Origin of the sequence: Vibrio sp. V38_P2S17PM301, assembly GCF_009904845.1 — a bacterium.
Taxonomy (GTDB): domain Bacteria; phylum Pseudomonadota; class Gammaproteobacteria; order Enterobacterales; family Vibrionaceae; genus Vibrio; species Vibrio proteolyticus.
The window spans coordinates 89,182-102,238 of sequence record NZ_WXWO01000104.1 but is presented as its reverse complement, the minus strand read 5'-3'; the positions used below and the strand labels follow the sequence as shown (position 1 = coordinate 102,238).

At 50.7% G+C, this 13,057-nt stretch carries 12 protein-coding genes and 1 other RNA gene; 7 read left to right on the top strand and 6 right to left on the bottom strand.

Annotated elements, in window-relative coordinates; translation table 11 throughout:
* Positions 1-212 precede the first annotated feature (212 nt).
* From leuO to ilvN, 4 genes are all read left to right on the top strand, one after another.
* Positions 213-1,172: a transcriptional regulator LeuO gene (gene leuO, locus CAG64_RS22340; protein ID WP_021706892.1), complete on the top strand. Its 960-nt coding sequence runs from the start codon at positions 213-215 to the stop codon at positions 1,170-1,172.
* Between the two features lie 170 nt (positions 1,173-1,342).
* Positions 1,343-3,151 carry an AMP-dependent synthetase/ligase gene (locus tag CAG64_RS22335; protein WP_161488555.1) on the top strand — a complete coding sequence of 603 codons (1,809 nt, stop codon included), beginning with the start codon at positions 1,343-1,345 and terminating at the stop codon, positions 3,149-3,151.
* 443 nt (positions 3,152-3,594) lie between these two features.
* Positions 3,595-5,316, top strand: a complete 1,722-nt coding sequence (locus CAG64_RS22330; RefSeq protein WP_021706894.1) for an acetolactate synthase 3 large subunit — start codon at positions 3,595-3,597, stop codon at positions 5,314-5,316.
* Between the two features lies 1 nt (position 5,317).
* Positions 5,318-5,812: an acetolactate synthase small subunit gene (ilvN, locus tag CAG64_RS22325; RefSeq protein WP_021706895.1), complete on the top strand. Its 495-nt coding sequence runs from the start codon at positions 5,318-5,320 to the stop codon at positions 5,810-5,812.
* 77 nt (positions 5,813-5,889) lie between these two features.
* Here the strand turns inward: ilvN and serA are convergent, their stop codons facing one another.
* The 5 genes from serA to zapA form a co-directional block, all read right to left on the bottom strand.
* Positions 5,890-7,119, bottom strand: a complete 1,230-nt coding sequence (gene serA / locus CAG64_RS22320) for a phosphoglycerate dehydrogenase (protein ID WP_161488554.1) — start codon at positions 7,117-7,119, stop codon at positions 5,890-5,892.
* A gap of 254 nt (positions 7,120-7,373) precedes the next feature.
* Positions 7,374-8,030 (bottom strand): ribose-5-phosphate isomerase RpiA, encoded by a 657-nt coding sequence (gene rpiA / locus CAG64_RS22315; RefSeq protein ID WP_161489029.1) that lies wholly within the window; start codon positions 8,028-8,030, stop codon positions 7,374-7,376.
* A gap of 30 nt (positions 8,031-8,060) precedes the next feature.
* Complete coding sequence (locus CAG64_RS22310) at positions 8,061-8,681, bottom strand: 5-formyltetrahydrofolate cyclo-ligase (RefSeq protein WP_161453186.1); 621 nt, start codon at positions 8,679-8,681, stop codon at positions 8,061-8,063.
* A gap of 34 nt (positions 8,682-8,715) precedes the next feature.
* Positions 8,716-8,900: non-coding RNA, 6S RNA (gene ssrS, locus CAG64_RS22305), on the bottom strand.
* Between the two features lie 19 nt (positions 8,901-8,919).
* Positions 8,920-9,225: a cell division protein ZapA gene (gene zapA, locus CAG64_RS22300; RefSeq protein ID WP_021706899.1), complete on the bottom strand. Its 306-nt coding sequence runs from the start codon at positions 9,223-9,225 to the stop codon at positions 8,920-8,922.
* Between the two features lie 239 nt (positions 9,226-9,464).
* Here zapA and CAG64_RS22295 point away from each other — a divergent pair, with 239 nt between their 5' ends.
* From CAG64_RS22295 to CAG64_RS22285, 3 genes are read left to right on the top strand one after another with little or no spacing between them, the layout of a single operon-like run.
* Positions 9,465-10,040: a YecA/YgfB family protein gene (locus CAG64_RS22295; RefSeq protein WP_021706900.1), complete on the top strand. Its 576-nt coding sequence runs from the start codon at positions 9,465-9,467 to the stop codon at positions 10,038-10,040.
* A gap of 12 nt (positions 10,041-10,052) precedes the next feature.
* Complete coding sequence (gene ubiH, locus CAG64_RS22290) at positions 10,053-11,231, top strand: 2-octaprenyl-6-methoxyphenyl hydroxylase (protein ID WP_161489028.1); 1,179 nt, start codon at positions 10,053-10,055, stop codon at positions 11,229-11,231.
* 23 nt (positions 11,232-11,254) lie between these two features.
* The gene (locus CAG64_RS22285) at positions 11,255-12,478 is read left to right on the top strand and encodes an FAD-dependent 2-octaprenylphenol hydroxylase (protein ID WP_161489027.1); all 1,224 of its coding nucleotides are present in this window, start codon (positions 11,255-11,257) and stop codon (positions 12,476-12,478) included.
* Positions 12,479-12,537: 59 nt separating this feature from the next.
* Here CAG64_RS22285 and CAG64_RS22280 read toward each other — a convergent pair whose 3' ends face one another.
* The gene (locus CAG64_RS22280; RefSeq protein ID WP_021706903.1) at positions 12,538-12,744 is read right to left on the bottom strand and encodes a DUF1107 domain-containing protein; all 207 of its coding nucleotides are present in this window, start codon (positions 12,742-12,744) and stop codon (positions 12,538-12,540) included.
* Positions 12,745-13,057 lie beyond the last annotated feature (313 nt).

The window sequence follows — 13,057 nt, the reverse complement described above, 5'->3', positions numbered from 1 at the left end:
AAAAAGATTATATTGTTGATTTTTAAGGAATTTATTGTTATGCAGATAAAAAATACTGATTAATTATCAATCTAGTTGCTAAACCTCGATTGATTCGCTGATAGTAAGTGTCGCTCCACTCTTATCGGGGCGATAAATATAAAAACGACAGGTTATCTATTCCAACCCAAAACAAACCTAGAGCTATCGACGACCATTAAGAGGCGTAATCAATGTTACAAAAAAAAGATGCAATGAGCGCTATTGCTAGCTACCGAATGGAAAGCACATTACGTGGGGTAGACCTTAACCTGTTGACGGTATTCGATGCCGTGATGCAGGAACAAAACATCACTCGCGCCGCGCACAATCTGGGCATGTCTCAGCCAGCGGTCAGTAACGCGGTTGCTCGTCTGAAAGTGATGTTTAATGATGAATTGTTCATGCGTCAGGGACGTGGTATTCAACCCACACAACGCGCTCGCCAGCTGTTTGGTCCGATTCGTCAGGCATTACAGCTGATCCGCAATGAGCTGCCAAGCTCGATTTTTTCTCCTGAAACGTCAACTCGTCTGTTCAAACTGGCGATTTGCAGCCCTTGTGACATGCGCTTTGCGCCTAAGATCATGACTTCCGTGCATGAACAGGCACCGAATGTGCAGCTGCATCTGGATGCAGAGTTCGACCGTAAGCTGGCCGAACGTATGCGTTATCAGGAAATTGATTTTGTTATTGATTACGCCCGTTTTGATGATCAAGGCTTCTCCAGCACTGAGATTTTTCAGGACGAGCTGGTGGTCGTTGCCGCCAAAGCGCACCCTCGTGTTCAAGGAGAGGTGAGCGCAGAACAACTGCGTGCAGAGAAACACGCCAAATTGTCGAAGATTCACGGTCAACGCAGTTTTTCCGAGCAGGCATACCGTGAAATGGATTGTCAGCCTTATTACGAGGGCACCAGTTTAAGTAATGTGCTGTACGTTGTTGGGCAGTCTGAACTGGTAACGATCGCGCCACGCTGGATGGTGGAAAATGCCGCCAACAAAGACCAGTTGCAGATGTTGGCGTTGCCGTTTGAGAACGCCAATATCAGCGGATATCTGAGCTGGCATGAATCCAGTGAAAAAGACAAAGGTCATATCTGGATGCGCGATCAACTGATGATGATCTGTGGCGAAGTGGTGGCATTGTCGTAAGGCAATTTTGGCACCAAACTGACGGTAAAAACCTTGAACGGAGCTCTTCGTTCAAGGTTTTTTACTATTTAGGTGGCTAACTTTGACGTCTGTCAGTTGCCTTTTCTGGCCTTGATTGTACACTTGTGCGCTCAAAAAAAGCTTACAGGTGTAAGCCAAAGGTACAAAGCATGGCCAATTTAGATTTTCACATTGTTAAACGTATTCGCGCTCAGATTGCTCAGGGTGGCGCACGCATTGCTCTGAAGCAGAAAGATGGCGCTGTATGGCAGGGCATCAGCTGGACACAACTGGGGGTCGAAATCGATCAGTTGTCACGCGCGCTGCTGGCACAGGGTATCGCGGTACAGGACAAAGTGGCGATTTTCTCCAACAACATGTCGCGCTGGACCATTGCTGATTTGGCCGCGTTGCAAGTTCGCGCGGTGCCGGTACCCATATACCCGACCAATACGGCGGCGCAGTCCGCGTACATCGTTGACAATGCCGATGCCCGCGTACTGTTTGTCGGTGAACAGGCGCAATACGATGCGGCATTAAATCTCCTGGATCGGTGTCCGCAGCTGGAACTGATCGTGGCCATGTCGGATGACGTCGACTTGAGAGATTGCCCGCAAGCGCTGAGCTGGGAACGCTTTATGGCACAGGGCGGACAGAGCGAGCAAGCTGAGTTGGAACAACGCCTGGAGCAGGCGTGTATGGATGACTTACTCACGCTGATTTATACCTCTGGTACCACCGGCCAGCCCAAAGGGGTGATGCTCGACTACGCGAACATTGGTGCCCAGTTGGAAGGGCATGATCTGCGTCTGAGTCTCACTCAGGAGGACGTATCACTGTGCTTCCTGCCTTTGTCACACGTTTTTGAGCGCGCCTGGACGTTTTACGTCTTGTACAAAGGGGCAACCAACTGTTATCTGCAGGACACTATGCAGGTGCGTGATGCCCTGAGTGAAGTTCGCCCGACCGTGATGTGTGCGGTTCCCCGTTTTTACGAGAAAATCTTCTCTGCGATTCACGAAAAAGTCGCGCGAGCGCCCTTTCTCCGTAAAGTACTGTTCACCTGGGCGGTCAATATGGGGGCCAAAATGTCGCTCTGTCAGCAACAGAATCGCCAACCGTCTCTGTTGCTGAAAAAATCTTATCAGCTGGCGGATAAACTGGTGCTGTCTAAACTGCGCGATCTGCTCGGCGGACGAATTAATTTCATGCCGTGTGGGGGGGCCAAACTGGATGAGACCATCGGGCGCTTTTTCCATGCAATGGGCATCAACGTCAAACTCGGTTACGGTATGACCGAAACCACAGCGACCGTCTCCTGTTGGGACGATCGTTGTTTTAACCCTGACTCCATCGGCATGGCGATGCCGGGCGCGCAGGTGAAAATCGGTGACAATAATGAGATTTTAGTCCGCGGACCTATGGTCATGCGCGGTTACTACAAAATGCCGGAAGAAACGGCAAAAAGCTTTGACGAGCATGGATTCCTGAAAACTGGCGATGCTGGGCAGATTGATGAGCAGGGGAACTTGTTTATTACCGACCGGATCAAAGAGTTGATGAAGACATCCGGTGGTAAATACATTGCCCCGCAAATGATCGAAGGCACGTTAGGCAAAGACCATTTTATTGAGCAGATTGCCGTGATCGCCGATACGCGCAAGTTTGTTTCGGCGCTGATCGTACCGTGTTTTGATAGCCTGGAGCAGCACGCGAAAGAGCTGAACATTAAGTATCATGATCGAATGGAGCTGATCAAACATCATCAGATTGTTGCCATGTTCGAAGCGCGCATCGCCGTCCTGCAACAAGAGCTGGCAAAATTTGAGCAGGTGAAAAAATTCAAATTGTTGCCGAAAGCCTTCTCAATGGATGACGGTGAACTGACCCCGACGCAGAAACTGCGTCGAAAAGTCATCCATGACCGATATCAGGATGAAATCGACGAAATGTACACTGAGAATTCAAAAAAGAGATAAAAACCTGCACTCAAGCTGGTTAATCCGATAAAAAATCCTCCTGCTCAGCGTGACTGCTGTGGGAGGATTTTTTATTGCTTGTTTGCAGATTGGGCGTGGCTCTTTCTTTCATGCGTGTGAATCTGGTGGTTGTGTTGTGGAATTTTATTCTTTTTTTTGGCGAAGTGTTAATCATAACCCCCGTATTTTTTCTTCTTTGTGACATCCTTTTCTTATAATTTCCTCTTTTTAAGCATGTTGTTGATGGTGTGACTTTTGTCACGTTAGACCGCTCAGGAATTACACGCTACAGTGGGAGCTCACTCGTTTTTGTTATGACAGAAACGAGGCATAGCCGAAAGAGTGAACGTATTTCGAATTAGGCTACGAATAAGACCTAGACTATGTAAAACCAGAACAATGGCGCTGACCTGGCGTGATTGGATGCTGGTAAGGAGAAAAATATGGCAATGTTGTCCGGCGCAGAGATGGTCGTCCAGTCTCTGATCGAAGAGGGCGTAGAGCAGATCTTTGGTTACCCAGGTGGCTCGGTGCTTGATATCTACGATGCTCTGCATGAAAAAACCGACAAAATCAAACACGTGCTGGTTCGCCATGAACAAGCAGCGACTCACATGGCCGATGGTTATGCTCGTGCAACAGGCAAACCAGGCGTCGTGTTAGTCTGCTCCGGCCCAGGAGCAACCAATACCATCACCGGCATAGCGACCGCCTACATGGACTCTGTACCGATGATCGTGATTTCAGGCAACGTGCCAACGAACCTGATCGGCAACGATGCGTTTCAGGAGTGCGATATCGTCGGTGTGTCCCGTCCGGTGGTGAAGCACAGCTTCCTGGTAAAAAATGCGGAAGATATCCCCGAAACAATTAAAAAAGCCTTCTATATTGCGTCAACGGGGCGTCCAGGCCCTGTGGTGATCGATCTGCCGAAAGATGTGATGAGTCCGCAGATTAAATTGCCTTATGCCTATCCGGAGACAATCAAAATGCGCTCCTACAACCCGACGACATCCGGCCACAAAGGTCAGATCAAAAAGGCTTTAAAAGCGCTCCTGGATGCGAAAAAACCGGTGCTGTACATCGGTGGCGGCGCGGTGATTTCCGGCGCCGACGAACAAATTCTTAAACTGGCAGAAGTATTGAACCTGCCGGTGGTCAGTACCTTGATGGGGCTTGGCGCTTTCCCGGGCACACACCATAACTCTTTGGGTATGTTGGGGATGCACGGCACTTACCAAGCCAACATGGCCATGCACAATGCCGATCTGATCTTCGGCATTGGTGTGCGCTTTGATGACCGCACCACCAACAATCTGGAGAAATACTGCCCGGATGCCAAAGTGATGCACATTGATATAGATCCGTCGTCCATCTCAAAAAATGTGCGGGTCGATCTGCCTATCGTTGGTTCGGCCGAGAAAGTCTTGGACACCATGCTGACACTACTGGTTGAACAAGGCGGCACGAACGATGCTGACGCACTGCAAAGCTGGTGGCAGGATATTCAAGGGTGGCGTGATCGCAATTGCCTGGCTTATGAAACTTCTCCTGAGCGTATCAAACCCCAACAGGTGATAGAAACGCTGCATCGACTGACCAACGGTGATGCTTATGTGGCTTCTGATGTGGGTCAGCACCAGATGTTTGCGGCGCTGTATTATCCGTTCAATAAGCCGCGGCGTTGGATCAACTCCGGCGGTCTGGGCACGATGGGATTTGGTTTTCCTGCCGGTCTTGGGGTTAAATTTGCCAAGCCGGACGAAGAAGTTGTGGTGGTGACCGGTGACGGCAGTATCCAGATGAACATACAAGAACTGTCAACCGCGATGCAGTACGACATTCCGGTGAAAATTATCAACCTTAACAACCGTTTCCTCGGTATGGTCAAGCAATGGCAGGACATCATTTATCAGGGGCGTCACTCCAACTCGTATATGGACTCAGTACCGGACTTTGCTGCGATTGCAGAAGCGTACGGTCACGTCGGTATCCGTATTTCGACGCCGGACGAACTCGAAGCTGGGCTGAAAAAAGCGTTGGCGATGAAAGATCGTCTGGTATTCGTCGACATCAATGTGGATGAAACCGAACACGTGTATCCGATGCAGATCAAAGGCGAGGGTATGGATAAGATGTGGCTGAGCAAAACGGAGAGAACCTGATATGAGACACATAATTTCACTGTTAATGGAAAACCAGCCGGGTGCTCTGTCTCGGGTCGTTGGTCTGTTCTCTCAGCGTGGGTACAACATCGAATCGCTGAATGTATCCCCAACGGATGATGAAACGTTATCGCGTCTGAACGTCACCACCACATCTGACGAAATGCAGTTGGAGCAAATCCAGAAACAACTTCACAAGTTGATCGATGTACTGAAAGTACAGGAGGTGTCGGAGCTGGAGCACATCGAACGTGAGCTGCTGCTGGTGAAAGTTAAAGCGAGTGGTTTCGCCCGGGCGGAAGTGAAACGGACTGCCGATATATTCCGTGGTCAGATCGTTGATGTGACCGCTTCACAGTACACGGTTCAAATTGCGGGAACGGCCGAGAAACTCGATGCCTTCATTGCCGCATTGTCCGAAGTTACCGATGTGATTGAAGTGGCGCGTAGCGGTGTTGTAGGGATTGCCCGTGGTGAGCGAGCGCTTAAAGCTTAGCGTGTTTTATCTGACTCATATCGCGACCAACAAAAAAGGCCACCGTCAGGTGGCCTTTTTACGGTTAGAGCATTAGCTTAGTGCAGGATCCGTGCACGGATGGTACCTTCAATGCCTTTTAGTTTGGCCAATGCCTCTTCTGAACGTTCGGTTTCAACATCAATCACCACATAACCGATGTCTGCCGATGTTTGCAGATACTGACCTGCGATGTTAATGCCGTCCTGCGCAAAGATGGTGTTGATTTGAGTCAGGATACCCGGACGGTTGGTGTGAATATGCAGCAGACGCGACGTACCGCGATGTTCTGGTAGTGACACTTCCGGGAAATTGACGCTCGATAATGTAGAGCCGTTGTCTGAGTATTTCGCCAGTTTGCCGGCGACTTCCACCCCGATGTTTTCCTGCGCTTCCTGAGTTGAGCCGCCTACGTGCGGTGTCAGAATCACGTTGTCGAATTTTTGCAGTGGCGATTCGAACGGATCGGCGTTGGTTTTCGGCTCCACCGGGAACACATCGATCGCTGCGCCAGCCAAATGGCCAGACTCCAGAGCGTGACACAGTGCTGAAATGTCCACGACCGTGCCGCGCGCCGCATTGATAAATATCGCGCCCGGTTTCATACGTGCGAATTCAGCTTCGCCCATCATGTCTTTGGTTTCTGGCGTTTCTGGTACGTGCAGGGAAATCACGTCACATTTGTTGAGCAGTTCGCTCATGGTGTGGATCTGCGTTGCGTTGCCTAACGACAGTTTGTTTTCGATGTCGTAATAATAAACACGCATCCCCAGGTTTTCAGCGATGATGCCAAGTTGGGTGCCGATATGGCCGTAGCCTATGATACCCAGGCGCTTGCCGCGCGCTTCAAAGGAGTGGTCAGCGCTTTTTTTCCAGATCCCACGATGGGCGAGGGCATTTTTTTCAGGAATGCCGCGCAGCAACAACAGAACCTGACCGAGTACCAGTTCGGCCACGCTGCGGGTGTTGGAAAATGGGGCGTTGAAGACGGGGATACCGCGTTTTGCTGCCGCATTCAGATCAACCTGATTCGTACCGATACAGAAACAGCCAATAGCCACCAGTTTTTCTGCCGAGTCGATCACTTGCTGAGTAATGTTGGTACGGGAACGCAGGCCGATGAAGTGCACATCTTTGACAGCTTCCAGCAGCTCGTCTTCAGGCAGGGAGCCTTTATGATATTCGATGTTGGTGTAACCGGCAGCTTGCAGCACCTCGACGGCAGACGGGTGCACACCCTCCAGCAGGAGGATTTTGATCTTCTCTTTATCCAACGAAACTTTGGCCATTATGTTCATCCTTTAAATGGGGAAAGGGGGCTTAACTGGCGCACAGTGTATAAAAGTGACTAAAACTCAGGTTTCAGAGCACATCTTATCGGGACGCAAACGTTTTCCCTGTGCGTCTTCTGAACATTAAAGTAACAAAAAAAAATCACTTTGGGTAAGAAAATTACGGAATAAGCCATGCTTTTTCTAGAGAAAAGTAAAAAAAACGGCACCTAATGGTGCCGTTTGTAATCAAATGACGGAAATCATGTGCTTTAGTCTTCGACTTTCGCACCTTGTGGGGTGCCGGTGATGACCACATCTGCGCCGCGGTGTGCAAACAAACCGACAGTCACGACCCCTGGTAGTGCATTGATTTTGTCTTCCATGTCTTTCGGATGCGTGATCTGCATATTGTGCACATCCAGAATCACGTTGCCGTTGTCGGTGATGACCCCTTCACGGTACGCCGGATCGCCACCCAGTTTCACTAATTCACGGGCCACGTACGAACGGGCCATCGGAATGACTTCCACAGGAAGCGGGAATTGTCCCAGCACGTCCACGGCTTTGGTGTCATCAACGATACAGATAAACTTATCGGCAATGGCGGCGACGATCTTTTCGCGAGTCAGCGCTGCACCACCCCCTTTGATCATTTCACGAGACGGGTTGATTTCATCGGCACCGTCCACATAGACATCCAGTTTGACCACATCGTTGCAGTCGTACACTTCGATGCCCAGTGCTTTGAGTTTTTCGGTAGAAGCTTCTGAGCTGGACACGGCACCCTGGATGTCGTCTTTGATTGAGCCCAGTGCATCGATGAAGTGATTCACGGTAGAACCGGTACCGACACCGACAATGCTGTCTTTTTCAACATATTTCAGCGCAGCCCAACCCGCGGCCTTTTTCATTTCATCTTGAGTCATGCCCATCTCCTGAATGCTTGAGTTAAAGTGTTATCGCGGCGCGATTATAGCCTCATTGCCGGTGGATTCCCATTGCCAGATCCGGCTTGGGGTCACTATTTTGGGCAGTGGTATATCCCAGGATTCAATCGGTAGCTGTTCGACGTGCTGGCAGTCGTGCGCCAGACCCACAGGCCGGGGACCACGACCGGTTTTAAACCAGCTTTCAAGCGTCCGGTCGTAATAGCCGCCGCCCATACCGAGTCGGTGACCACGTGAATCGAATCCCACCAAGGGAGTGCAGATCAGATCCAGTTGCTGAACTGGCCGAATGTGCTGTTGGGCCAGTCTCGGCTCAGCGATACCGAATTTGTTGAACACCATCGGACTGTCAGCGCGATAGCGGAGGAACAACAGATGGCCGGGAGAGAAAGGATGCAGAACAGGCAGGTAGGTCTCTTTGCCTTCGGCCCACAGCGCATCGATCAAGGGGCGGGTATCCAGTTCACCGTCGGTGGAGAGATACAGGGCAATGTGCTGGCTGGTTTGGTACTCTGGCAATTGAGAAAATTGTTTCACCAGATCGAGTCCGGCCAGACGCTGGGTGTCACTGCAAAGTTGATTGCGTCTTTCGCGTATCTGGCGGCGAAAGTCCTGCCTTGAAAGGTTCATACCAATTACCTTGAGATTGTTCTTGGTATCGATAGGATACCCCAGAGTGCCGTTGAGGATTGTGGCCCTTGAACCAGCTGGTTCAAGGCGGATCAGCAATGATAACCGTAGGCTTCTCGGTACGGGCCGAGCTTGCTCAATAGCTACCAAGTACTAACCCTTAGGTATTGCTTATCGGCTCAGGGACTTACATCCTGCTGACGCACACTCCAGGGTAAATTTGGTCGTCTGGTAAAAGCTACTGCTGTCCTGGCTTCACTTTATTTAACACTTCATCGAGTGTTATGGAGAGCTTTTCCATCCGCTCTGTCAGCGCTTGACGATCCAGCGCTTCTTCATTCTTAGATTGCAATTCGTAACAAATGTTCAGTGCGGCAATGGTTAACAACTGCACTTCATTGGTCACTTTGGTGCGAGAGGTCATTTCATGGATACGGTTATTTAGGTCATCGGCCGCTCTCAGCAATGACTCTTCCTGTCCCTGAGGACAATTGACCCGAGTCAGTTTGCCCAGTACTTCAATTTCAACCGCTTGATTACTCATGTTTGATGAACTCTTTACGCGCCTTATTGGGTCGGTGGAATATGCGCCACCGAGGAGGAAACTATAGGAAAAGCGCCTTTAAGATTCAAGCTTTTCCACTGACCATTGAGCAAAACAAAGCCTAACAACACAGGATTTGGGCAATTTGCACAAAAGCTGCCCACATTTAAGGAACTCAACGTTTTCGCTCTGGGTGCGAAGTGATAGGATTAGCTTTATTTGTCACAATTAGGCTTCCCATGAGCAAAACTACACTCCCTGACTACCTCGGCGCTGCCACTGAACTTCAATCGGCCGGACTGGCTGTCAACCCAGCGGAACTGCATGGTCTGCTCACAGGGATGCTCAGTGGCGGATTAAGTTTAAATGATGACAGTTGGCAGCCGCTGCTGTTTGATTACACTAACGATGGTATGGGCTGGCCAAGCGGTGCGCTGTTGGTGGCCAAATCTGTGCTGGAAGCAAGCAAACAAGAGATGACCGGCACCAGCCTGGAGATGGAACTGCTTTTGCCGGATGATGATGCAGGCGCCAGCCTGTTTGATCTGGCGGACGGGGTTGCCGATTGGGTCAACCATTTTATCTCCGGCCTGGGGCTGGTGAACGCCGGGTTGAAGAATGCGTCGGCAGATGTGAAAGAAGCGCTGGCGGATATGGAAGAGATTGCCCGTCTTGGCATTGATGAAGATGACGATTTAGGTGAGCAGGCACAGCTGCTGCTTCAGGTGGTCGAACATATTAAAGCCTGCGTACTGACCATCCATGCGGAACTGGGTAGCCGGCCGGCGCCTGAGAGTACGCCCACCATTCACTAAGCAGGTACCAGGATGAAGCCGTTTGATGTAGTGATTGCTGGCGGTGCAATGGCCGGGATGACTCTGGCGCTTGCACTGGATCATCTCAGTAATCAGCAACTGTCTATTGGGATTGTGGAACCGTTTCACACCGATCATCAAGCCCACCCGGGATTCGATTCGCGATCCATTGCGCTGTCGCATGGTACGGTTGAGACACTCAAGCAGTTTGCCTTATGGGAGACGCTTGCTGACGTGGTGACTCCGATTGCACACATTCATGTGTCTGACCGTGGCCACGCAGGTATGACGGACATTGATCGCCAAGAGCTGGGATTGGCCGCTCTGGGGTATGTGGTCGAGTTGGCGGATGTGGGCCGCCTCTACCAGCAAAAAATCAGCCAGTGTCCGCAAATTACCCTGTTTTGTCCGAATGCCGTGGCCGATGTTAAGCGCACAGACAGCCATGCTCTGGTGTCACTTCGGGACGGAACACAGCTCAAAACCCGGCTGCTGGTGGCAGCAGATGGCGCGGTGTCCACTTGTTGCCAGCAATTGGGGCTGCCGCTTCAAGAGCATGATTTTGGTCAGGTGGCATTGATCGCCAATGTGCTGTGTCAACAGGCTCATCAGGGGCGTGCGTTTGAACGCTTTACCCAGCATGGTCCACTGGCGTTGCTACCGATGAGTGAAGGACGAATGTCGTTGGTTTGGTGTATGCCGCCCGAACAGGCTGAGCGCGTTCTGGCTTTGGATGACACACAGTTCCTTGCTGAGCTGCAACGCGACTTTGGCTGGCGTTTGGGGAAATTCTCAAAAGTGGGAAGCCGGGCGAGTTATCCCCTATTACTGCGTTACCGGGAGGCTAATATCAGTCACCGCTTTGCTATTGTTGGTAATGCAGCGCAAACTTTGCACCCCATCGCCGGGCAGGGGTTCAACCTGGGCATTCGCGATGTTGCTAGCCTGGCTGAAGAACTGCTGAACTCGCTTGATGATGTCGGACGCTACACCGTGCTGGCGGCGTTCAGTCAGCGTCGCCATGACGATCGGAACCGTACCATTCAATTGACGACGTCACTGGTACACATATTTTCAAATGATTGGCTGACATTGCGTCTGGGACGCAATCTTGGCCTGGCTGCGATGGACAATATCCCGGCGATCAAGGCACCTTTGCTGAGACGAACGCTCGGACTGGTCGACCGCTAACGGAGACGGATTAAGGTAAAAACATGATGCAGAGCGTTGATATTGCCATTGTGGGTGGTGGTATGGTGGGGTTAGCTCTGGCTGCCGCATTTAAGGACAGCGATCTACGGATAGCGGTCATCGAAGGTCGGACTCCGGATGAATCTCTGGCGGAATTGCCCGATGTGCGCGTGTCCGCACTGAGCCGTTCCAGTGAAACTATTTTACGTAATCTGGGTGTTTGGGAAGGCATCACCCGGCGACGATTGTCGCCGTATTCCGCGATGGAAGTGTGGGAACAGGACAGCTTCGCCCGGATCGAATTCAGTGCGAATGCGCTGGGGCAGCCGGATCTGGGACACATCGTTGAAAACCGTGTGATTCAGTTGGCCCTGCTGGAGCAGGTTCAGCAGATGAACAATGTGACGTTATACATGCCCGCCACCTGTCACTCTCTGGCCGTCAGTGAACGCGAAGCCTGGCTGACACTGGACAACGGACAGGCACTGACTGCCAAGCTGGTGGTCGGAGCTGATGGCGCCAATTCTTGGGTTCGTCATCAACAGGATATTCCTCTGACCCACTGGGATTATGGTCACAGCGCGATCGTGGCCAATGTTTATACCGCGGACACTCATGACAGTGTCGCACGGCAGATCTTCACACCGAATGGGCCTCTGGCATTTTTGCCTTTGCAAGATCAACATCTTAGCTCGATTGTCTGGTCAACCGATCCCAGCCGGGCAGAGCGCTTGATGGCGTTGTCGGATCGTGAATTCAACAAAGTGCTCACCGCCGAGTTCGATGCCCGCTTGGGGTTGTGTGAAGCCCGTGGCGAGCGGGCAGCGTATCCACTTAAGATGCGTTATGCCCGTGATTTCATCGCCCAGCGTATTGCTCTGGTTGGTGACGCGGCGCATACCATTCACCCGTTAGCAGGGCAAGGCGTGAATCTCGGGCTGTTGGATGCCGCCAGCTTAGCGCAAGAGGTGTATACGCTGTGGCGTCAGGGAGAAGATATCGGTGTGCGTCGTAACCTGCGTGGTTACGAGCGCTGGCGCAAAGCCGAAGCGGCGAAGATGATTGCTGCGATGCAGGGATTCCGCGATCTGTTTGACGGGAACAATCCGGCGAAGAAGCTGATTCGTGGTCTGGGAATGAAACTGGCAGGCCAGCTGCCCGGCGCGAAAGATGAGATCATGAAGCGTGCCCTGGGACTAAAAGGCCATTTGCCTGATTTGGCAAAGCGAACAGTGTATGCGGATTAAACCATTAGAAAGGTAAAAGGGTTGGCCAGTGGCCAACCCTTTTACCTTTTTAATTCATTTTATGCATAGGCACAGCGCAGTTTCATGATTTCGCTGTTGATTTCTTTGACCGCCTGAAAATGACGGGCTTCGGCACGATCCGGCAAAATCAATTTGCCGTTATCGAATTCAAATTTGCCAATTCCATAGATGTAAATTCTTCCCTTGAATAATCGACTCACGTGTTTAGCAATCATACCGGGGATATAGCGCTTAAACAGTCTCATATCTTTATCCTTGTTTTTTCTGGCACCGCAAATTGTAAGTAAGACTGGTTTAAAATTGTGTGACAGTCTTGGAGAAATATGCAGTGGATATCGACTTTGTTGGATATTTGTGCTGCTGTAGGCAGATTCTCAGATAAATATCCAAGTTTATGTGATGCTTACCTCATTTTAGTTCGGTGTGTGGAACTACCTAATGAACTGAGACGCGCACATTAGGCACGAGAATTATTACAGAATTAAGAATAGTCGAAATTTAGCTAAGAATTTAAGAAAGGTGTAAATTTTTGTTGAAAAAAAGCCCGCAAAACATTGC

What these genes read in the sequence shown, in the direction of transcription:
- ilvN (WP_021706895.1), top strand. Translation starts at nt 5,318, where the DNA reads ATGAGACACATAATTTCACTGTTAATGGAAAACCAGCCGGGTGCTCTG.
- serA (WP_161488554.1), bottom strand. Translation starts at nt 7,119, where the DNA reads ATGGCCAAAGTTTCGTTGGATAAAGAGAAGATCAAAATCCTCCTGCTG.
- CAG64_RS22285 (WP_161489027.1), top strand. Translation starts at nt 11,255, where the DNA reads ATGATGCAGAGCGTTGATATTGCCATTGTGGGTGGTGGTATGGTGGGG.
- ubiH (WP_161489028.1), top strand. Translation starts at nt 10,053, where the DNA reads ATGAAGCCGTTTGATGTAGTGATTGCTGGCGGTGCAATGGCCGGGATG.
- CAG64_RS22335 (WP_161488555.1), top strand. Translation starts at nt 1,343, where the DNA reads ATGGCCAATTTAGATTTTCACATTGTTAAACGTATTCGCGCTCAGATT.
- zapA (WP_021706899.1), bottom strand. Translation starts at nt 9,225, where the DNA reads ATGAGTAATCAAGCGGTTGAAATTGAAGTACTGGGCAAACTGACTCGG.
- CAG64_RS22330 (WP_021706894.1), top strand. Translation starts at nt 3,595, where the DNA reads ATGGCAATGTTGTCCGGCGCAGAGATGGTCGTCCAGTCTCTGATCGAA.
- rpiA (WP_161489029.1), bottom strand. Translation starts at nt 8,030, where the DNA reads ATGACTCAAGATGAAATGAAAAAGGCCGCGGGTTGGGCTGCGCTGAAA.
- CAG64_RS22310 (WP_161453186.1), bottom strand. Translation starts at nt 8,681, where the DNA reads ATGAACCTTTCAAGGCAGGACTTTCGCCGCCAGATACGCGAAAGACGC.
- CAG64_RS22295 (WP_021706900.1), top strand. Translation starts at nt 9,465, where the DNA reads ATGAGCAAAACTACACTCCCTGACTACCTCGGCGCTGCCACTGAACTT.
- leuO (WP_021706892.1), top strand. Translation starts at nt 213, where the DNA reads ATGTTACAAAAAAAAGATGCAATGAGCGCTATTGCTAGCTACCGAATG.
- CAG64_RS22280 (WP_021706903.1), bottom strand. Translation starts at nt 12,744, where the DNA reads ATGAGACTGTTTAAGCGCTATATCCCCGGTATGATTGCTAAACACGTG.